An 18,534-nucleotide genomic window follows, 5' to 3' on the forward strand; every position below is an offset into this window, starting at 1 on the left:
CGGCCGGGGCGGTCAGGGTGCGCCGGGCTCGGGGTTGAGCAGCTCGCGGGCCGCCTCCAGCACCTCCACCATCGGCACGTCCGTCACGAAGGAATCCCGGTGCGGGCACTCGCCGTCGCCGGGCCGGTGCGGGTAGATGCCCGGCGTGCAGTCCACCCCGCAAACCGGGCAGTGCACCGTCCACGAGCTGATCGGCCGGTGCCGGCCGCGCAGCGGACTCGCCGTGTTGATCAGGTTGCCGACCCAGTAGATGCCGACCGTGGAGGTACCCACCGCGGCGGCCAGGTGCAGCGGGCCGGTGTCGTTGGAGACGACCAGCGCGCAGTCCGTGTAGCAACCGGCCAACCCGCCGAGGCTGAGCGTGCCCACCAGCGGCCGGACCGGCACCCCCGCCGCCGCGACCACCCGGTCCACCACCTCCCGCTCGGCGGGCGTACCGGTGACCAGCAGCTCGTGGCCGTCGCGGTGCAGCTCGCGGGCCACCTCGGCGAAGCGCTCAGCGGGCCAACGGCGGCGGGTGTCGGTGGCGCCCGGATGCAGCGCCACCCGGGGTCGGCCCGCCGGGCCGAGCACCTGGGCCGCTTCGGCCCGGTCGGCGTCGGTGACCGCCAGCGCGGGCACGATGGTGGTCGCGGGTGCGCCCACCAGACCCACCACCTCCAGATAGCGGATCACCTCGTGCTGGTAGTAGACGTAGCGGATCCACCGGTCCAGCGGCGGTGCGTCGTCGGCCCGCAGCCCCACGGTGACCCGGGCGCCGAGGCGACTGACCAGCGGATTGGAGTTGGCGCCCCCGCCGTGGATCTGCACCGCCAGGTCGAAGCCCTCGCCGGCGGCCGCCGCCAGGAAGTCGTCCATCGCCGACTCCGGCTCGCCCGGTTCCGGCTCGCGAATGCCGGGTGCCGGCGGCACCACCAGCACCCGGTCCACCGGGCCGGGCCGGTCGCGCCAGAGCTTCGCGTGCCACGGCGCGCCGAGCAGCACGATCTCCGCCCCGGGGTACGCGACTCGCAGCGCCTCCAGCGCCGGCAGGGCGAAGATGAAGTCTCCGAGCGCGTTGGCGCGCAGCACCGCGATCCGTCGCACGTCGGGCACGAGCCCGGCCGACGGGCCGAGCAGGGACGCGGTGACCACGCAGTCCCGCTACAGCCGGTCGATCTCGCCGACAGTGTCCGGGCGGTGCAGCTCCCGGTCCGCGGCGGGATCGGCTGGCATCGGCGTACCACGGGAGAGGCCGCCGGAGCGCGGCCCGGTGCGGCCGACGGTGATGGTGCGCGGCGTGGGCCGGGCGGCGCGGGGCAACCGGACCCGGAGCAGGCCGTGGTCCATCACCGCGTCGATGCCCTCGGGGTCGACGCGGGACGGCAGGTCGACGCGGTACTCGAACCCGCGGGTCTCGAAGCCGCCCGGGATGCCCTGGTCGGCGTTGACCTCCGCCTCGGAGCGGGCCCGCACGCACAGCTCCCGGTCGTCCAGCTCGACCGCCACCTCTTCCGGCGCCACCCCGGGCAGCCGGACGACGACCTCCCAGCCGTCCGAGGTGTCGGTCAGCTCGACGTCGGACGCTCCGGCCCGGCCACCGACCAGCCGGCTCAGCTCGGTGCGCAGCGACTGCAGCTCGCCCATCGGGTCCCAGCCCTGCTGCCGGCCCCGCCATCCCCGGCCGAAGCCGCCGGTCTGCTGTTGCTCACTCATCACACCTCTCCGATCCGGTGGGGGGCCGCGGTCGGCCGCAGTGAGCTCGGGGCGTCGAGGCCGGCGTCGCGGTCGACGCCCACGCCGAGCCGGTCCACCAACTCGCCGCCGAGCCAGGCGCTGATGCCGAGGATGGCCACCGCGACCACCTCGACGACGAGCAACGCTCCGCCGGCGGCGCGGGAGTCGGCGTTGAGCCGGACCACCCAGATCGCGGCGAAGAGCAGGATCACCGCGACGTTGGCCCCGGCGTGCAGCAACGCCACCCGCTTGGCGCGGGTGCCGGTCGGGATGGCCAGCAGGTCGAACGTGCCGGCCGCCGCGGCCAGCAGGCCGCCGATCAGGCCGACGGTGATGTTCCAGTACGCGACCTCGCCGAGGAGGTCGGGCCCGCCGAGGGTGTCCACCAGGTCGAACAGCACCGCGGTGACCAGCAGCGCGACCGGGAACATGACCAGCATCGGATGGACCGGGTGGCCCAGCACCTTGAGTCGGCTCTCCATCTCCCGGCCTCCACTGGTCGGCTTTGCCTGGCGTGACGGTTCGTGCGGCGGAGCGTCCGCGTGAGGCCGTACCCCCGACAACCGGGCGCAAACCTCCCGCTGGCCGCGCGGGCCTAGGCTGGCGACTGACGCCGTTGGGACGGTGGCACCCGCCACCCGGGTCAACGGCTGGGGGAGGATCACGTGACGGTGGAGATCACCTCGCACGAGGAGCTGCGCGATCTGCTCGGCGTGCCGAACGCGCGGGCCGTGAACAAGGAGCGCACCCGCCTGCACGAGCGGGACCGCGACTGGCTCGCCGCCGCGCCGTTCTGCCTGGTGGCGACGGCCGGCGCGGACGGCAGCTGCGACGTCTCGCCCAAGGGCGACCCGGCCGGGTTCGCCCTGGTGCTGGACGACACGACCATCGCGCTGCCGGAGCGGCCGGGCAACAAGCGCGCCGACGGCTACCGCAACATCCTGGACAACCCGCACGTCGGGTTGCTCTTCATGATCCCGGGGCGGACCGACACGCTGCGGATCAACGGGCGGGCCCGGCTGGTACGGGACGCGCCGTGGTTCGACGACATGGTGGTCAAGGGACACCGGCCGGTGCTCGCGGTGGTGGTGGAGATCGAGCAGATCTTCTACCACTGCGCCAAGGCGTTCCTGCGGTCCGCGCTGTGGCAGCCGGAGACCTGGCAGCCAGACCTGTTGCCGACCCGAGCCCGCCTGATCAAGGAGGTCGAGGCGCCGACGGAGAGCCTGGAAGACCTGGAACGGCACTACGGCCCGGAGTACGCCAAGAAGATCTACGTCTGACCCCGCCTGCCGTTGTCGGTCAACTCGACCAGCCGGCGGGATTGCCGAACGACTCCCGGGAGATGCCGGAGCCCGTCTCCGGCCAGGAGCCGAACCGGTCGTTGTGCAGGTGGGCGAAGAAGTAGCACAGGCCCTCGCAGTCGGCGTCGAGCAGGGCCATTGCGGGGTCGGCGCGGACCGCCTCGTAGTACGCCCGGCCGAGGGCGACGATAAAGCCCCGGCAGTAGAGGAAACCGTCGTCCGAACCGTCGGTCACCTCGTGGATGTCCTCCCGGTCGATGTCGTGCAGCTTGCGCTCCACCACCCGGTCGAGGTCGGTCAACTCCTGCCCGGACAACTCGGCGCTGAGGTGCCCGAGGCGGTCCAGGAGCGGGTCGAGCCAGGCGTCGATCGCGTAGAGACCGGCGTCATCGTCATCGTCGTCGCCGTTGTCGTCCCGGGGGTCACGCTCGACGAGGGCCCGGCGTAGCGCCAGGGCCTCGGCGCCCAACTCGGCCCACGCCGACTCGATGAGCGCCCACAGCCGGGCCTCGTCGGCGGGGGTGGGCAACGTCCCAGTGGCATCGGTGGTCACGGTCACGGCCGGACCGTACCCGGTACCACCGACGCTTTTCAGGACTCCGAATCGGCGGACACCATCCACAAGTGACCGTCCGGGTCGGCGAACACGCCCGTGTATCCCCAGGGCTGTGCCACCGGCTCGCTGACCACCTCGGCCCCCGCGGCGCGGGCCCGCTCGACGATCGCGTCCGCGTCGGCGGCCGAGGCGACGCTGAGGCTGAGCACGCACTCACTCTGCCCCCGCGCGGCGACCTCGTGCCCGCCGATCACCCAGCCGAAGCCCCCGGTCGGGATCAGCATCAGCCGCAGCCCGTCGTTGACCACGAACTGCAGAGGCTCCGGGATGCCGTCGTCGGCCAACTCCCCCACGGTGTCCAGACCGAGGCCGTCGCGGTAGAAGCGGTGCGAGGTCGGCCGGTCGGCGATGGGCAGACTGATGATCACGGGTGCGAAGGTCATGGAAGGACGCCTCCAGGATGTCGGACGGGACATTTGCCGGATGTACTGCTTTGGACCGCGAAACTCGTCGGACCCACCGTGTCATCACCCCCTGACAAACCTCGGCCGCTGCGCTCGCGCGGCTTGCCTCCTGACCGAGGTACGCCTTTGCCTCTCAACCCACGTACGCCTCGCGGCGGTCTTCGTAGCCATGCTTGATGCGGAGCATCGTCGACGGGTGGACCGATAGTCGACTCAACTCCTCGCGCGTCACCCACCGCACCGCGGTTGGCTCACCGCTCGGCGTCGATACGCCGGTTAGTGGCCGTGCTCGGAAGCAGAGCGATAGTTGCTGCCGCACTTCGCCATCGGCGTGCTCGATGACATGCGCAGGGTCGGAGTACACGCCAACCACGCCCGCCACCTCGACGAGCACGCCGGTTGCCGCAAGGGTCGCGCGTACGGCCGTCTCGGCGACGTACTCGCCGATCTCCTGCTCCCCACCGGGCAGGGACCACACGCCGTTGTCGTCGCGCTTGATGAGGAGCAGCAGACCCTGTTGGTCGGTGACGAAGACGGAGACCGCCACAACGATGCTGTTGGCCGTGGGGGCGTCCGGGTCGTGGTAGTGCTCAGTCCGCGCCATAGCTCCAGGCTGCCACCTCGGCAGCCCGAGCCGGTGTTACGGCGGACATGCCGCCACACCTTTAGAGCCTGACCAGGCCGGCAGAGTCCTAACGCGAGCGAGTTGCGGGATCGCGGTAGCGGCACACCTGGCCCTTGGGGCGGCCTGCGGCATACTTGGCCTCGTGCCACCTCGGCCGTTCATTCGCAGGGTTCGTTTCGAGATCCGTCCATGGGGCGGTGGGCCGAACCCAGCGCGCGAGCTGTTGCCGTACGTCGACGACGTGAGCCTGGTGGACCTGGTTTCCGGCTTCGAACATGCCGCCGGCCACGATGTGCCTGGTGCGTATGCCGGGCTCGTGCTCGACCACTTCAACTTCGGCGACCTGGCCGCCTACCTCGCTGGACGACCGGACTCCGCGTACTGGGCCAGGATGGGTGTGATCAACCTGCTCGGTTGCGACTGCGGCGAGGTTGGCTGCTGGCCACTGGATGCCCAGGTGGTCACTGCTGACGACTCGGTGACGTGGCGCGGCTTCGCACAGCCCCATCGCCCCAAGCGCGACTACGGGAGCTTCGGTCCTTTCGTGTTCCGTCGGAACCAGTACGAGCGCGCAGTCCGCGAGGTCGTTGCCGCCACGTCCAGCTCTTGATCACTTCCGCCGTCGCCACGAACACCGTCGCCAGGAGTCAGATTCATGACTGCCAACGACGCGGAGCTGGCTGTCGAAGGCCGGTCCTGCTCGGGATTGTCCTGAATCACTATGAAGTCCCGGCTTTCTGAGCGGGCGACGAGCCTCCGCTTTTGCCGCTACGATGCGGCCCCCGAGGCACGTCGCACCACCGGAGGGCGCGGATGCTTGGACCGAAGAGAATGGTGAGAACAAAGACCGCCATCTGGCGCTACAGACTGTGGCGATACAGGCTGACCACCGTTGGTTTGGTTCTAGCCTCGTTCGGGTTGGCGACGTCTCTGGTCGACCCGCCTCGGCCGGTCAGTGTAGCCGCAGGCCTCGCTGGCGCTACCCTCTCCCTCATGGAGACCGGAGCCAACCGACGCCGTTCAAAAGAGGTCCGGTTCCAGCAACGGACGGGCGACAACTACCGGGACGTAATTAGCCTTTCGGCGAACCTCGGGCCAAGCGTGGAAAGCGCCCGCGACGTAGGAATTCTGCTGTCCCGTGAGAACGCCGAGCTGCGCAAGCGGCCCATCCGAGCTATTGTCCAGACCCCCGATTACAAACTTCCACGTGACCTGAGAACCTGGTCGCTTGACTATCTAACCTACCGTGCGAGAACGGGAAAGATCTACAACGACAGCACGCTCTGTCTGGCGTCGGATCTTTTGAGCGACGATGTCGTCAAGCTGAGAGCCGGCCGCTATTTCGACTTTATGTGCAGCAACCTGCTCGCCCCGTTGGACATCTGGGAGGTGGGTCGGAAGAGCCCAGCTGTTCGTGGACGGGACCTCATCCTCGACCTGGACGGCCGGCTGATCCCTTTCAAGCGCAGTCGTCTGGCGAACCTGATCGGCGTATCGACGCTAGCCTTCACCACCGACGGGCAGTTGCTTCTTGTCGCGCAGACCGACGGCAACATCGGCAGTCCTGGCTTGCTCGCCCCGTCCGGCTCGGGGGCGCTCGAACCCAAGGACGTGCCCCAAGACATGGCCGACTGGACTATCCAGAAAATCGCGATAAGCGGAGCCGAGCGTGAGTTGCGGGAAGAGTGCCACCTGAAGGCACGCGATATAGAAGAGAGCTCTCTCGTTGGTCACGGTCGGTGGGTCAGCCGGGGCGCGATGCCAGAGTTCTGCGCCGTGACCCTCCTCAACCTTACGGGCGATCAGGTGGTCGACCGGTCACCGCGCCGGGTCGAACGGTCTTATGTTCACGAATTCATGGCGGTCAGCCTCGCGCCTCTGCGACTGTGGGATCCCAGCCGACCGCTCGATATGTTGCCGCAGCACAGACAGGCGGTTTCCTGGCCCTTGGCACTCGGGCTCGCCTGCCTAGCTGAGTGCATCAACGACGAGTCGTGGTCCCTGCAAAAGGATTTGCTGGCGCGACTCGAAGGGTAGTTCGCCGAACTAAATTACCTGGGCTAACCCCTGCTGTCCTGACCCAACGGCACGCTGGTCCCCCTGCGCGTGGATGTGACCGGCCTGAGCACCCCACGCCTCCCGCGTAGCCACCTTTTTGTGGGTACTTGTCGGCGCGGGGCGGCCGGGTGAATCTGGTTGTGGGTGGTCGCGAGACGGCCAGATCGGGTGGACGGGGAGGTAGGCGATGTTTCAGGAGGCCCGATCGGCCTCGGTGAGCTTCTCCAGACGGCGGTGGCCCCAGTCGGAAAGGGGGGACAACGCCTCGGCGAGCTCGCGGCCGAACGCGGTCAGCAGGTATTCGGTCTTCAGCGGCAGCACGTCGTGCACCTCCCGGTGCACCAGTCCGTCGGCCTCCATTTCCCGGAGCGCCTGAGTCAGCACCTTCTCGGTGAGGCCCGGCAGCTGCCGGCGCAGCTCTCCGGGACGGCGCGGACCGGATTCCAGCAGCCAGAGCAGAGTCGTCTTCCACTTGCCGTCGATCACAGCGATCGCGGCGGTCACTCCGCAGACATTCGGGTCCTGGGCACGACTGCGCGTCATCTTCGTCCTATTCACTACCGTTTAATGACATTTATGGTGGGAGTCAAGCATGTCCCCGTACACCGAAAAGTCTGTCACCGTGCTCGGTCTGGGACCGATGGGGCGGTCCCTCGCCGGCGCCTTCCTGGACGCCGGTCTGCAGACCACGGTCTGGAACCGGACCCCGGGCCGGGATCGGGAGCTGGTCGAGCGGGGCGCGGTCAGCGCCCGATCGGTCGAGGAGGCGGTCGCCGCGAGCGGGTTGACCGTGGTCTGTGTGGTGAACTACGACGCGTCGGACGCCATCCTGCGACGCGACGCGGTCACCGATGCGCTCAAGGGGCGCACCGTGGAGAACCTGACCGCCGACACTCCGGACCGAGCCCGGGACACCGCGGACTGGGCGGCCAAGCACGGCGTCCGATACCTCGACGGTGCCATCATGACGCCGATCACCACCATCGGAACGCCGCACGCGGTGCTGATCCACAGCGGCCCGACGGAACTCTATGCGGAGCACCAGCCGGTGCTGGACGCGTTGGGCGGCAGCCACACCCACCTCGGCGAGGAGATCGGCCGGGCTGCGGCGTACGACATCGCGCTGCTCGACATCTTCTGGACCGCGATGGCGGGCTACGCGCACGCACTCGCGGTGGCGAAGGTCGAGGGTGTCACCGCGAGGGAGCTGGCACCGTTCGCCAAGGGAATCGCCACGATCCTGCCTCCGATTTTCGAGGAGGCCGCGGAGGAGATGGACCATGGCAGCTTCTCCGGCGAGGGCAACCCGATCACCTCAACGGTGTCGTCCATGGCTCATATCGTGCACACCTCCGAGGCGCACGGCATCGACGCGGGCGTGATGCGCGCGGCCGAGGGCCTGGCCCGCCGCGCCATCGGACTGGGCCACGGCACTGACGGGTTCATGCGGGTCGCCGAGGTCCTGGGGCGACGCTGAGGGTCCGCCACCGGTAAGTGGGGAAACGGCGAAGCCCAGGTCGTTGACCTGGGCTTCGGTGCCGAGCCGCCTGACGGAATCGAACCGTCGACCTACGCATTACGAGTGCGTCGCTCTAGCCGACTGAGCTAAGGCGGCAACGATCAGCAAGTGTACGGCACCTCGCGGCCACCAACCGAACGGGATACCCCCACCGAGTGCGGTGCCTCCAACCGGACATCGGCCGCCATCTGGACGCTTACCGGACAGCGGATCATCGAGGTCGGGACTACGCTGCGGCGGGTGAGCGACGATCACGCCCCCCTCGACGACCCCGACCAGCAGGACCCAGCGGACGGACGTCCCGACGGTGCGCCGGCCGGGGAGCGGGCCGCCCACCGCCCGCGCACCACAGACCCGCTGGAGCTGGGTTTCACCCCGCGCAAGCCGGTGCCCTGGCTGGCCCCGTTCCTGCTGATCAGCACCGGCATCCGGACGCTGTTGGCGGTGCTGTTCGGGGCGTACCTGGACAAGCGCGAGCTGCAGAACGCTTTCGGCGACGGCATCTTCCGCCAGGTCGGGCCGGATGGCGGGCTCTGGCTCGACTACGTGGCCGACCTGGGTGACGGCTTCAATGCCACCTACTCGGTCGCGTACCTGCTGGCACAGCCGGAGCTGACCGTGGACGGGCACCGGCTGCCCCGGGCGCAGACCCTGGTGATGGGCGGCGACCAGGTGTACCCGTCGGCGGCCTACGAGGAGTACGAGAACCGGTGCAAGGGCCCCTACCAGGCCGCGCTGCCGGGGACCCCGCCGGAGCGGCCCACTCTCTACGCGGTGCCGGGCAACCACGACTGGTACGACGGTCTGACCGCCTTCCTGCGGCTGTTCGTCCGCTCCCGGGACCGACACTTCGGCGGCTGGGGCACCGGGCAGTCGAGGTCGTACTTCGCTGTGGAGCTGCCGGCAGGCTGGTGGCTGCTCGGCGTGGACGACCAGTCCGGCTCGTACCTGGACGACCCGCAGCTGGCCTACTTCGACGAGGTGGCCCGGCGGCTCGGCCCGGAGTCGAAGGTGATCATCGCGGCGCCGGCGCCGACCTGGGTCAAGGCCGTCGACCAACCGACGGCGTACGACTCGATCGACTACTTCATCCGGACGATCATCGACCCGACCGGGGCACGGGTCCGGCTGCTGCTCTCGGGCGACCTGCACCACTACGCCCGCTACGCCGGGCCGGACCGGCAACTGATCACGTGCGGCGGCGGCGGCGCGTACCTCTACCCCACCCACAAGCTGGCGGAGCGTATCGAGGTACCGCCTCGGGACACCCTGGCCCGCCGGGCCAGCCGCACCCAGCCGTACGACCTGGTGGCCCGCTATCCGGACGCGGCCCGCTCCCGCCGCTACGGCTGGGGCATCTTCGCCCGGCTGCCGTTCCGCAATCCCGGCTTCACCACCCTGCTCGGCACCGTGCACACGCTGCTGATGCTGGCCATGGCGGGCGCGGCGGCGAACTGGGCGGACACCACCGAGCAACGGCTGTTCAGCGTCCCGCTGGTGGTGATGCTGCTCGTGACGGTGTTGGCGGCGGCCCTGTTCGCCAAGCCGCCCAGCGCCAGCGGCAAGCGGCACGCGCGGCACTGGATTCTCGGTGTCACCCACGGCCTGGCGCACGTCGGGCTGGCTGCCGCCGGCACCTGGGTCTGGTTGGCACTGCCGTTCTACGACTGGCCATGGCCGCTGCCCCTGGTCGCCGCGGCGGTGCTCTACGGTCCGGTGATCGGCCTGGTGGCAAGCCAACTGCTCGCGGCGTACCTGCTGGTGGCGGCGTCGTTCGGGGTGAACGTCAACGAACTCTTCGCCGGTCAGGGCATTGAGGACTCCAAGTCGTTCCTCCGGCTGCGCATCGACCCGGACGGCACGCTGACCATCTACCCGATCGCGGTCGACCGGGTCGCCCGTGACTGGCAACCCAACCCCGACCAGACCCCCACCGCCAGCTGGCTGACCCCGAAGACCCCCCTGACCGCCCGCCTGGCCGAACCCCCCGTCACCCTGCCCTGAGGCCCGGTCGCCGCCGTTGACCATGAAGTTATTGCTGCGACACGCCGGTCCGCCGGGCAACAACTTCATGATCACCGGGCGGGACGGGACGGGGAGCGGCGGGGCCGGTGGGGTTAGGGGGTGTAGTGCTGGTCGTGGGCTTGGCGGGGGGCGCAGACGGAGGCGCGGGAGCAGGAGCAGCGGGAGCCGTCGGCGTCCAGCCGGACCGTCACCGCGTCGCGGGGGACGCTGTGGCCGACCACCCGGCCTTCACCTTCCGACGTGGAGACCCTGCTGCCGACGGCTGGGGCGGTCTCCTGGAAGCGCTGGTAGAGCGGGTGCTCGTACTTCAGGCAGCACATCAGCCGGCCACAGGCGCCGGAGATGCGCAGCGGGTTCAGCGGCAGGTCCTGGTCCTTGGCCATCCGGATGGTCACCGGCTCGAAGTCGGTGAGGAACGTGGCGCAGCACAGGTCCCGGCCGCACGAACCGATGCCGCCCTGCACCCGCGCCGAATCCCGTGCGGAGAGCTGCCGTAGCTCGACCCGACAGTGCAGGGTGGCGCCCAGGTCGCGGACCAGGGATCGGAAGTCCACCCGGTGCGGGGCGGTGAAGTAGACGGTGCTGCGCTCGCCGCCGCCGTCGGTGGAGCCGAGCACGTGGTCGACGGCCACCACCTTCATCGGTAGGCCGTGCGCGCGGATCAGCCGCTTCGCGGCCACCTTGGCCTCGGCCTTGCGCCGACGCAGCGCCTCGTCCCGGTGCAGGTCGTCGTCGCCGGCCAGCCCCACCAACTGGGGGAAGCCGTCGGTCTCCTCCGTCACCCACTGCGCGGCCCAGACGCACTCGGCCACCTCGGGCCCGTCGTCGGTGGGCACCAGCACCTTGTCGCCGACCTGCGGGCGCAACTCACCGGGGTCGAGGTAGTAGAGGCGCCCGTACCGGTTGAAGCTGACCGCACAGAGCATGCCCATCTCCCCACCCTACGACGGATCACCGGTGAAGCGCGCGCCGGCCGTCGCCAACCAACTACGCCCCGCTGCCATCCATGACCGTCGACTTGACCGATTGCCGGGCCACCCCGTCGTGCCGTTGCACCTCGCCCGGACGGTTGAATCCGGGCCAGGGCAGGGGACAAACGCGTCCGGGCGGCGTTGAGTGGAGGCAGACCTGCGGGGGGTGCAGGGGGAAGACCACGGCGTCGCCGCCGGTGCCGGCTCAGGCCGGGTGCCCGCGAGCGACGCCGTGGCCTGTCCGGGGCCCAGTGGCCCGGCTACCAGCCGACCCGGGTGGGCTGACCGTAGTGGGGCCGACCGTCTGTCGACGGCCGCCAGGCGGACTCGGCCAGGCTCGGCGCCCACTGGCGCAGCAACGTCTCCGCACCGTCGTACGCGACGCAGAGCACCGCCAGCACCCGCGCGGCGATCTCGGCCGCGTCGGCCACCCCGGGCCCGACCGGCCCGTGCCGGGGCGACGCGCCGGTCGCGGTGGCGGCGACCACGCTGACCGCCTCGGCCGAGCGGAGCACGTCGGCCAGCGTCCGGGCCAGGGCGAGGCGGCTGCCCTCGACCCAGTCGGCGAGCGCGTCGGCGTACCCGGCGGTGGATTCCAGACGCCCGACCAGGCTCTCCGGCCCCTCGTCCAGGTGGCGCAGCAGCGCGGCCCGCTCCTGCCCGTACGCCGAGGCGGCCGGGCCGGACCAGAGCACCGGGTCGGTGAGCGCGGCGGAGACGTCGTCGTACCCCCGGACCAGCCGGCGCACCGCGCGCCCGGCGCCGGCGAGCGGCGCCGGGTGGAGGTCGAGGAAGCCGCGGACCGCGTCGCCGGGGAGCACCTGCATCCGGCGTAGCAGCGGCCAGACCCAGTGCCCCTCGGGGACACCGGCGGCGAGCAGAGTGTCCACCCGGCGCAGCAGGTCCAGGCCGGGCTCGGCGAGCCGGTCCAACGGGTCCATCACGGCTCTCCGGTGATCCGGCGGCGGGCGGCCCGGTCGACCTCGCCGTAGCGGTCGGCGGCCTCGCGCACCGCTGCTGCGGCGGCGGCCAGCCGGCCGGCGGCAGCCCGCGCCTCGCGGGACCGGTCGTCGGTGGCGACGGTCCACTGCCGGTGCAGCGCGCGGCCGATCTCACCGGGCCGGCCGGGGGCGTCCGCGCCGAACGCGGTCTGGGCCGGATCGCTGGCGGTGACCGTGCGGGACAGGGCGGTGAGCGTGGCGCTCGCCTCGTCCAGCCGGGCGGAGAGCCGGCGCAGTGTCTCCATCTCAGGCTCCCGCGAGCGGTCGGTAGGCGGCGAAGGTCTCGTTGTGCAGCTTTTCCCGAGCCCACTCGGCGGCGTCGGCCGCCGCGGTGACCGCGGCCTGCACGGAGCCGGCCACGTCCCGTGGGCTGCGGCTGTGCAGCGGCCCGAGGAACCGGACGTCGGTGATCCGCCCAGCGGCGGTGACCACCACCTCGACCAGCCCGTCCGGCGACCGGACGGTGACCTCGACGGTCGACACCGCCTGGTCGAACTCGGCCTGGAGCGACTCGATCCGGCGGTAGCGCCGCACCGCCTCCTCGATCCAGGCTTCGTCGATCTCCCCCCGCGGCATCGGCCGACTCCTCCCGGATGATCCCTCACTCTGCGTGCTGCCACCGTCACCACGGCACACCGGACCGTACCGCACAGCAATCGCGCGTGTCGATGCCTGTGGATGACCGGTCCGCCCGGTGGGACCAGGGGTCGGGAGCTGCGGGTCAGCCCTTCCAGAGGGCGAGCATCATCGCCTCGACCGCGATCCGCGGCTTGACGTTCGCCTCGATCGCCGCCCGGCAGGCCAGCACGGCCTCCAGCCGGCGCAGCGATCCCTCGGCGTCCCACTTCTGCGCCCCGGCGCCGGCCAGCGCGGCGGTGTCGGTGTGCACCGGGGCGACGGGGGCGCGCAGCGCCATGGTGAGCGCATCCCGGTAGAAGCCGGCCAGGTCGACCAGGGCCCGGTCCAGCGCGTCCCGCTGGGCTCGGGTGGCCCGCGACTTCTGTCGCTTCTCCAGCTCCTTGAGTTGCCCGGCGGCGCCCCGAACAGCGCCGGCCGCGCCCCGGCCGGTGCCGCCCGCGCCGAGCGCCATCTCCAGCGCCGCCCGCTCGGTCGTGTCGGCCTCGGCGACCGACGCCTCGGCCTCCGCCTCGGCCGCCTCGATCAGCGCGGAGGCCGCGTCGAACGCCGCGCCGACGCCGGTCAGCCGGCGCGGCACGGCGAGCACCGCCTCACGCCGCTTGCGGGCCTCCGGGTCGCGGGCCAGCCGGCGGGCCCGACCCACGTGCCCCTGCGCGGCCGCCGCAGCCCACTGGGCCACGTCGGGCGCGATGCCGTCCCGACGGACCAGCACCTCGGCCACCGCCGTGGCCGGCGGCTGCCGCAGGGGTACGACCCGACAGCGCGACCGAATGGTCACCGAGATGTCATCCGGGTGGGTGGACGGGGCGCAGAGCAGGAACACGGTACGCGGCGGAGGCTCCTCGATCGCCTTGAGCAGCGCGTTGCCGGCCGCCTCGGTGAGCCGGTCGGCGTCCTCGATGACCACCACCTGCCAGCGCCCGCCGGACGGGGTGCTGGCCGCTCGGAGCACCAGCGCGCGCATCTCACCGACACCGATGGAGAGCCCTTCCGGCACGACCAGCCGGACGTCGGCGTGCGTACCGCCCATCGTGGTGTGGCAGCCGGGGCACTCGCCGCAGCCGGTGCCGTGTACGCACTGCAGGGCGGCGGCGAAGGCCCGCGCGGCGACCGAGCGGCCGGAGCCGGGTGGCCCGGTGAAGATCCAGGCGTGGGTCATCCCGGTGGATGGGTCCACCCCGTCGGGCGTGGCACCGCCGGCCGGGCCGGCGGCGATCAGCGCGGGCTCCCGAGCGGCTGCGCCAGCGCGCAGCACGGCCGCCGCGGCGGCGGCTGCCCGGCGCAGCTCGTCCACCGCCTCGTCCTGACCGACCAGGTCGGCGAAGACGTCCGGCATCAGGTCCGATGCTCCATCGTCACCAGCTCCGCGTCGGATAACTCAGGCTGCACCGAGGTGTCCGGACCGTGAGCCGGACGGGGGTGCACGATGCCACCCGGCTTGCCGAGCATCTCCTCGATCCGACGGACCACCTGCCCGGTGATCTCCTCGGCCGGCCGGGACGCGTCGAGCACCAGGTAGCGCTTCGGGTCGGCGGCGGCGAGGTCGAGGAAGGCGTACCGGACGCGCTCGTGGAAGGCCACCGACTCGGCCTCCAGCCGGTCGGCGCCCGCGCTGCGGGACGCCACCCGGGACAGGCCGGTCTGCGGCTCGACGTCCAGCAGCACCACCAGGTCGGGCTTGAGCCCGCCGGTGGCCCAGGAGGAGAGCCAGGAGACCTCGTCGACCGGGAGTGTCCGCCCGGCGCCCTGGTAGGCCAGGGACGAGTCGACGTACCGGTCGCTGATCACCACACCACCCCGGACCAGCGCGGGCCGGACCACGGCGGCCACATGGTGCGCCCGGTCGGCGGCGTAGAGCAGCGCCTCGGCCCGTGGCGAGGGCGCCTCGTCGCCGGAGGTGTCCAGCACCAGCGACCGGATCCGCTGACCGACCGCGGTCGCGCCCGGCTCGCGGGTGACCACGACGTCGCGCCCCTTGCCGCGCAGCCGCTCGGCGAGCGCGGCGAGCTGGGTGGACTTGCCGGCACCCTCGCCGCCCTCGAACACCACGAACAGCCCGGCGGAGACGAACGGCTCGGAGGGCATCAGCGGGCGACCCCGGATCGAGCCCCAGAGGTCGGCCAGGACGGGGACGCCCTTCTTGTCGTCCATCTGGCCGAACGCGCTGATGCCGGCGAAGATGCCGGCGGCACCAGCGGCGAGCAGCAGCAGCCGGGTCGACGAGATGGACAGGCCCAGGTCGGCGATCTCCAGCTTGCGGGAGCCGCCGACACCGGCGAGCAGGCTGCTCAGCGCGATGGCCAGGATCAGCACCAGTCGGGTGCCGATCTGCACCACGGCGAAGACCCGGCCGCGCACCTCGTCCTTGATCTCGCCGCCGAGCAGGGTGGTGCCGGCCAGGAAGGCCATTCCGGCGCCGGCGCCGACCAGCACCGCGCCGACGATCGCCATGGACAGGTGGATGGCGAAGGCGAGGGTCATCACGGCGGCGCTGGCCAGCACGATGCTCATGCCGAACCAGCGACGCCGGGACATTTCCTTGACGATCATCGGGCCGAGGCCGATGCCGATCGCCAGACCGACGAAGATCGCGCCGAAGAGCAGCGAGAACGCGGCGTCACCAGCACCTAGCGAGCTGGCGAAGAACTTCGCAGTGCCGATCACGATGCCGCCGCCGGCGAACGCGCCCAGGATGCCGAGGACCAGCCCGCGCACCAGCGGGGTCTGGCCGATGAACCGCCAGCCCTCCTTGAACTGGCGCAGCATGCTCTGCTCGTGACGGTCGCCCTCGGCGGTCTGCCCCTGGCTGATCTCCTTGATGCCGAACGCGACGACCAGTGCGGTGGCCAGCCGGGAGAAGGAGTTGAACCAGAGCGCCAGTTGGGCCGGCTCGGCCCAGTTCGGGAAGTTGCCGCCGGTCACGCCCCGGACGCTGCGGTCCAGAACGGCGCTGACCAGCGCGGCGAGCACCGGGGTCAGGCCGTAGGTGGTGATCAGCGTGAGCTGGTTGGCCGCCTCCAGCCGGGCGCGCGGGATCAGGTTGGGGACCGCCGCTTCCTTGGCTGGGATCCAGATCAGCGTGATCGACTCGATCAGGAACGTGGCGATGGTCGCCCACAGAACCACCATCGCGCCGCTGGCGCCGGCCAGCGCCACCAGCGGAATCGAGGCGAAGAGCACGAACCGGAGCAGGTCGCAGATGACCATCGTCCAGCGCCGGTCGAACCGGTCGGCGAGCACGCCGGCGACCGGACCGAGCACCAGCGCGGGCAGCAGCCGGATGGCGATGACACCACCGAAGGCCGCACCCTGGGCGGTGCTGCCCTGCACCTGAGAGGCGGCGAAGACCGAGGTCGCCAGCAGGCCGAGCCAGTCACCAAAGGAGGCCGCGCCGAGGACGATCCAGAGCCGCCGGAACGGCCGGATCCGCAGCACCGAGCGGATCGCGGCGTAGCCGGACGGGTCCACCTGGGCACCGTTGGACTGGTTGGCGGCGTTGCCCGACTGATCGCCCGAGCGCGACACGCCGTGCGACTCGCCGCTGTTCTGGCTTTCGATGGCCGTACCTCCACGTGCCGGCCCATCGCTGGGCGCCTCCGGTGGAACACTCTAGACCCGGTGGGGGGCCGTCCCACCGGCGACATTCTCCTGCTCGCTGAGCCTAGGCCGCCAGAGGCACCAGCCGCAGCCCGGACGTACGCGAGGGTATTTCGCATTCACCGTCGGACAGTTAGCGTGCACACGTGGCCAGAGAAAGCGACAAACTTCGCGAGCGCCTGGATCGGGCGACCGCCCACCTCGACCCGCCGTACGCGGTGGTTGATCTCACCGCCTTCGACGCCAACTCGGCCGCCCTGGCCGACCGCGCGGCCGGCAAACCGGTCCGGCTGGCCAGCAAGTCGGTCCGCAGCCGGGAGCTGATCAGCCGGGCGCTCGCCCGACCCGGCTGGCGGGGCGTGATGGCGTTCACCCTGCCCGAGGCGATCTGGCTGGTACGCGCCGGAGTGAGCGACGACGTGCTGGTCGCGTACCCGAGCGTGGACCGGGCGGCACTCGCCGAGCTGGCCGCCGACCCGGCGCTGGCCGCCGCGATCACCCTGATGATCGACGGCACCGGGCAGCTCGACCTGATCGACGCCGTGGAGCCCCCTGGGCAGCGCGCCGAGCTGCGGGTCTGCCTCGAACTGGACGCCTCGTGGCGACCGCTGCGCGGGCGGGTGCACGTCGGCGTCCGCCGCTCACCGGTGCACAGCGCGCGGGCGGCCGGTGCGCTCGCCGCCACCGTCGCCGGTCGGGCCGGCTTCCGGCTGGTCGGCCTCATGGCGTACGAGGCGCAGATCGCCGGCCTGGGCGACGCGCCGCCGGGGCAGACGATGCTGGCCGGCGCGATCCGGCTGGCCCAGCGCGGGTCGTACCGCGAGCTGCTGGCCCGCCGGAGCGCGGCGGTGGCCGCAGTGGGCGAGCACGCCGAGCTGGAGTTCGTCAACGGCGGCGGGACCGGCAGCGTGGCCGCGACCAGCGCCGATCCCGCGGTCACCGAGGTCACCGCGGGATCGGGCCTGTACGGGCCGACGCTGTTCGACGCCTACCGCGCCTGGCGCCCCACCCCGGCGGCGTTCTTCGCCTGCGCGGTGGTCCGTCGGCCGACGCCCGAGCTGGCGACCGTGCTCGGCGGGGGCTGGATCGCCTCCGGCCCGGCCGCCGACAGCCGACTGCCCCGACCGTGGCTGCCGGCCGGCCTGAAGCTCGTCGGCAGCGAGGGGGCCGGCGAGGTGCAGACCCCGCTCTCCGGCGCGGCGGCGGCCACCCTGCGCATCGGCGACCGGGTGTGGTTCCGGCACGCCAAGGCCGGTGAGTTGTGCGAGCGGGTCAACGAACTGCACCTGGTCGAGGGGGACGCGATCGTGGCGACCGTGCCCACCTACCGGGGCGAGGGGCTGGCCTTCCTCTGACGCCACCCCGCCGCGCCTTGCCGACCCATCGGCCGAGCCAAGGCGCGGGCGGGTCAGGCCGGCTGGGTCGCCTGCTGCTCGGCGGTGTACCGCTCGCCCTCCGGACCGTCGACCTGACGGTGCAGGTACTCCCGGATCAGCGCCTTCGCCTCGAGCAGCACCCGCTCGTCGCCGTTGGGCTGCCGCCGGAACGCGAGCTTGATCAGCGCGTCGGCCGCCTCCACCGCGATCTCCAGGACGAAGCGCAGCTTCGGCACGTCGGTCAGCCCGAAGCGCTCGGTGAGCACCCGAGCCAACTGGTCGGCGATCACGCCGTTGTTGTCCCGCTGCTCATCGAGCAGGTGCAGGTCGACCACGTCGCCGAAGTGCAGGGTACGGAAACCGGGGACGGTGCGGTGCATCGTGATGTACTCATCGATCCCCGCGTCGACGCCGTCCCACCAGTGCGTCATCTCGTCCGAGGCGAACCGCTCGTCGAGCCGCTGGAGGTAGGACTCCATCGTGCGCAGGGTCAACGCCTGCACGATCGCCCGCTTGTCCGGGAAGAACTGGTAGACCGACCCGATCGCCACCTCGGCACGCTCGGCGAGCAGGGTCGTTGTCAGACCCTCGTACCCCACCTCGTCGACGAGTTCGGCGCAGGCGTCCAACATGCGCTGTACCCGCGCGACACTTCGACCCTGCACCGGTACGCGGCGCAGCGG

General features: G+C 71.4%; 20 protein-coding genes and 1 tRNA gene. 6 read left to right on the forward strand and 15 right to left on the reverse strand.

What is annotated here, in order from left to right; genetic code table 11:
- Positions 1–12: 12 nt before the first annotated feature.
- The 3 genes from OG990_RS27230 to OG990_RS27240 are packed head-to-tail and all read right to left on the reverse strand — an operon-like array spanning position 13 to position 2,198.
- Positions 13–1,134, reverse strand: a complete 1,122-nt coding sequence (locus OG990_RS27230; RefSeq protein ID WP_406077595.1) for a glycosyltransferase family 9 protein — start codon at positions 1,132–1,134, stop codon at positions 13–15.
- Positions 1,135–1,143: 9 nt separating this feature from the next.
- Positions 1,144–1,695, reverse strand: a complete 552-nt coding sequence (locus tag OG990_RS27235) for an Hsp20/alpha crystallin family protein (RefSeq protein WP_406077596.1) — start codon at positions 1,693–1,695, stop codon at positions 1,144–1,146.
- The gene (locus OG990_RS27240) at positions 1,695–2,198 is read right to left on the reverse strand and encodes a DUF2231 domain-containing protein (RefSeq protein ID WP_386985610.1); all 504 of its coding nucleotides are present in this window, start codon (positions 2,196–2,198) and stop codon (positions 1,695–1,697) included. Before OG990_RS27240 ends, OG990_RS27235 begins: the two co-directional genes overlap by 1 nt.
- A gap of 183 nt (positions 2,199–2,381) precedes the next feature.
- Here OG990_RS27240 and OG990_RS27245 point away from each other — a divergent pair, with 183 nt between their 5' ends.
- Positions 2,382–2,999: a pyridoxamine 5'-phosphate oxidase family protein gene (locus OG990_RS27245; RefSeq protein ID WP_328422782.1), complete on the forward strand. Its 618-nt coding sequence runs from the start codon at positions 2,382–2,384 to the stop codon at positions 2,997–2,999.
- Between the two features lie 19 nt (positions 3,000–3,018).
- Here the strand turns inward: OG990_RS27245 and OG990_RS27250 are convergent, their stop codons facing one another.
- The 3 genes from OG990_RS27250 to OG990_RS27260 all read right to left on the reverse strand — a co-directional run bounded on the left by OG990_RS27250 (position 3,019) and on the right by OG990_RS27260 (position 4,644).
- Entirely contained in the window at positions 3,019–3,579 is a 561-nt protein-coding gene (locus OG990_RS27250) for a DUF4240 domain-containing protein (RefSeq protein ID WP_386985611.1), read from the reverse strand.
- Positions 3,580–3,611: 32 nt separating this feature from the next.
- Complete coding sequence (locus OG990_RS27255) at positions 3,612–4,019, reverse strand: VOC family protein (RefSeq protein WP_406077597.1); 408 nt, start codon at positions 4,017–4,019, stop codon at positions 3,612–3,614.
- A 154-nt stretch (positions 4,020–4,173) separates the two neighbouring features.
- Positions 4,174–4,644: an NUDIX hydrolase gene (locus OG990_RS27260; RefSeq protein ID WP_406077598.1), complete on the reverse strand. Its 471-nt coding sequence runs from the start codon at positions 4,642–4,644 to the stop codon at positions 4,174–4,176.
- A gap of 163 nt (positions 4,645–4,807) precedes the next feature.
- On the opposite strand from OG990_RS27260, the gene OG990_RS27265 reads away from it, so the two are divergent.
- Both OG990_RS27265 and OG990_RS27270 read left to right on the forward strand, forming a co-directional pair.
- Positions 4,808–5,275 carry a hypothetical protein gene (locus OG990_RS27265; protein ID WP_386985617.1) on the forward strand — a complete coding sequence of 156 codons (468 nt, stop codon included), beginning with the start codon at positions 4,808–4,810 and terminating at the stop codon, positions 5,273–5,275.
- Positions 5,276–5,658: 383 nt separating this feature from the next.
- On the forward strand, positions 5,659–6,702 hold the full coding sequence (locus OG990_RS27270; RefSeq protein ID WP_406077600.1) for a hypothetical protein: 1,044 nt from the start codon (positions 5,659–5,661) through the stop codon (positions 6,700–6,702).
- A 213-nt stretch (positions 6,703–6,915) separates the two neighbouring features.
- On the opposite strand, the gene OG990_RS27275 is transcribed toward OG990_RS27270, so the two are convergent.
- Positions 6,916–7,266 carry a helix-turn-helix domain-containing protein gene (locus OG990_RS27275; protein ID WP_355600550.1) on the reverse strand — a complete coding sequence of 117 codons (351 nt, stop codon included), beginning with the start codon at positions 7,264–7,266 and terminating at the stop codon, positions 6,916–6,918.
- 49 nt (positions 7,267–7,315) lie between these two features.
- Here OG990_RS27275 and OG990_RS27280 point away from each other — a divergent pair, with 49 nt between their 5' ends.
- Positions 7,316–8,200, forward strand: a complete 885-nt coding sequence (locus OG990_RS27280; RefSeq protein WP_406077601.1) for an NAD(P)-dependent oxidoreductase — start codon at positions 7,316–7,318, stop codon at positions 8,198–8,200.
- 64 nt (positions 8,201–8,264) lie between these two features.
- Here the strand turns inward: OG990_RS27280 and OG990_RS27285 are convergent.
- Positions 8,265–8,338 (reverse strand) — tRNA-Thr (locus OG990_RS27285).
- A gap of 90 nt (positions 8,339–8,428) precedes the next feature.
- On the opposite strand from OG990_RS27285, the gene OG990_RS27290 reads away from it, so the two are divergent.
- Positions 8,429–10,246 (forward strand): metallophosphoesterase family protein, encoded by a 1,818-nt coding sequence (locus tag OG990_RS27290; RefSeq protein WP_406081895.1) that lies wholly within the window; start codon positions 8,429–8,431, stop codon positions 10,244–10,246.
- 113 nt (positions 10,247–10,359) lie between these two features.
- Here OG990_RS27290 and OG990_RS27295 read toward each other — a convergent pair whose 3' ends face one another.
- From OG990_RS27295 to tmk, 6 genes are all read right to left on the reverse strand, one after another.
- Entirely contained in the window at positions 10,360–11,199 is an 840-nt protein-coding gene (locus tag OG990_RS27295; protein WP_406077602.1) for a stage 0 sporulation family protein, read from the reverse strand.
- A 299-nt stretch (positions 11,200–11,498) separates the two neighbouring features.
- Positions 11,499–12,179, reverse strand: coding sequence for a hypothetical protein (locus OG990_RS27300; protein ID WP_406077603.1), 681 nt, complete (start codon positions 12,177–12,179; stop codon positions 11,499–11,501).
- Complete coding sequence (locus OG990_RS27305) at positions 12,179–12,484, reverse strand: hypothetical protein (RefSeq protein WP_386985627.1); 306 nt, start codon at positions 12,482–12,484, stop codon at positions 12,179–12,181. The genes OG990_RS27300 and OG990_RS27305 overlap by 1 nt, the downstream gene beginning before the upstream one ends.
- Position 12,485: 1 nt before the next feature.
- The gene (locus OG990_RS27310; RefSeq protein ID WP_406077604.1) at positions 12,486–12,815 is read right to left on the reverse strand and encodes a YbaB/EbfC family nucleoid-associated protein; all 330 of its coding nucleotides are present in this window, start codon (positions 12,813–12,815) and stop codon (positions 12,486–12,488) included.
- 145 nt (positions 12,816–12,960) lie between these two features.
- On the reverse strand, positions 12,961–14,214 hold the full coding sequence (locus OG990_RS27315; protein ID WP_355600564.1) for a DNA polymerase III subunit delta': 1,254 nt from the start codon (positions 14,212–14,214) through the stop codon (positions 12,961–12,963).
- The gene (tmk, locus tag OG990_RS27320) at positions 14,214–16,313 is read right to left on the reverse strand and encodes a dTMP kinase (RefSeq protein ID WP_406081896.1); all 2,100 of its coding nucleotides are present in this window, start codon (positions 16,311–16,313) and stop codon (positions 14,214–14,216) included. The genes OG990_RS27315 and tmk overlap by 1 nt, the downstream gene beginning before the upstream one ends.
- Positions 16,314–16,621: 308 nt before the next feature.
- Here tmk and OG990_RS27325 point away from each other — a divergent pair, with 308 nt between their 5' ends.
- A complete protein-coding gene (locus tag OG990_RS27325; protein ID WP_406077605.1) occupies positions 16,622–17,830 on the forward strand; it encodes an amino acid deaminase/aldolase in 1,209 nt (402 codons plus the stop codon).
- A gap of 53 nt (positions 17,831–17,883) precedes the next feature.
- Here OG990_RS27325 and OG990_RS27330 read toward each other — a convergent pair whose 3' ends face one another.
- On the reverse strand, positions 17,884–18,483 hold the full coding sequence (locus OG990_RS27330; RefSeq protein WP_406081897.1) for a TetR family transcriptional regulator: 600 nt from the start codon (positions 18,481–18,483) through the stop codon (positions 17,884–17,886).
- Positions 18,484–18,534 lie beyond the last annotated feature (51 nt).

Source organism: Micromonospora sp. NBC_00858 (genome assembly GCF_045207365.1).
Taxonomy (GTDB): Bacteria; Actinomycetota; Actinomycetes; order Mycobacteriales; family Micromonosporaceae; genus Micromonospora.

What these genes read in the sequence shown, in the direction of transcription:
- OG990_RS27235 (WP_406077596.1), bottom strand. Translation starts at nt 1,695, where the DNA reads ATGAGTGAGCAACAGCAGACCGGCGGCTTCGGCCGGGGATGGCGGGGC.
- OG990_RS27240 (WP_386985610.1), bottom strand. Translation starts at nt 2,198, where the DNA reads ATGGAGAGCCGACTCAAGGTGCTGGGCCACCCGGTCCATCCGATGCTG.
- OG990_RS27255 (WP_406077597.1), bottom strand. Translation starts at nt 4,019, where the DNA reads ATGACCTTCGCACCCGTGATCATCAGTCTGCCCATCGCCGACCGGCCG.
- OG990_RS27260 (WP_406077598.1), bottom strand. Translation starts at nt 4,644, where the DNA reads ATGGCGCGGACTGAGCACTACCACGACCCGGACGCCCCCACGGCCAAC.
- OG990_RS27270 (WP_406077600.1), top strand. Translation starts at nt 5,659, where the DNA reads ATGGAGACCGGAGCCAACCGACGCCGTTCAAAAGAGGTCCGGTTCCAG.
- OG990_RS27275 (WP_355600550.1), bottom strand. Translation starts at nt 7,266, where the DNA reads ATGACGCGCAGTCGTGCCCAGGACCCGAATGTCTGCGGAGTGACCGCC.
- OG990_RS27280 (WP_406077601.1), top strand. Translation starts at nt 7,316, where the DNA reads ATGTCCCCGTACACCGAAAAGTCTGTCACCGTGCTCGGTCTGGGACCG.
- OG990_RS27295 (WP_406077602.1), bottom strand. Translation starts at nt 11,199, where the DNA reads ATGGGCATGCTCTGTGCGGTCAGCTTCAACCGGTACGGGCGCCTCTAC.
- OG990_RS27300 (WP_406077603.1), bottom strand. Translation starts at nt 12,179, where the DNA reads ATGGACCCGTTGGACCGGCTCGCCGAGCCCGGCCTGGACCTGCTGCGC.
- OG990_RS27305 (WP_386985627.1), bottom strand. Translation starts at nt 12,484, where the DNA reads ATGGAGACACTGCGCCGGCTCTCCGCCCGGCTGGACGAGGCGAGCGCC.
- OG990_RS27310 (WP_406077604.1), bottom strand. Translation starts at nt 12,815, where the DNA reads ATGCCGCGGGGGGAGATCGACGAAGCCTGGATCGAGGAGGCGGTGCGG.
- OG990_RS27315 (WP_355600564.1), bottom strand. Translation starts at nt 14,214, where the DNA reads ATGCCGGACGTCTTCGCCGACCTGGTCGGTCAGGACGAGGCGGTGGAC.
- OG990_RS27330 (WP_406081897.1), bottom strand. Translation starts at nt 18,483, where the DNA reads ATGTTGGACGCCTGCGCCGAACTCGTCGACGAGGTGGGGTACGAGGGT.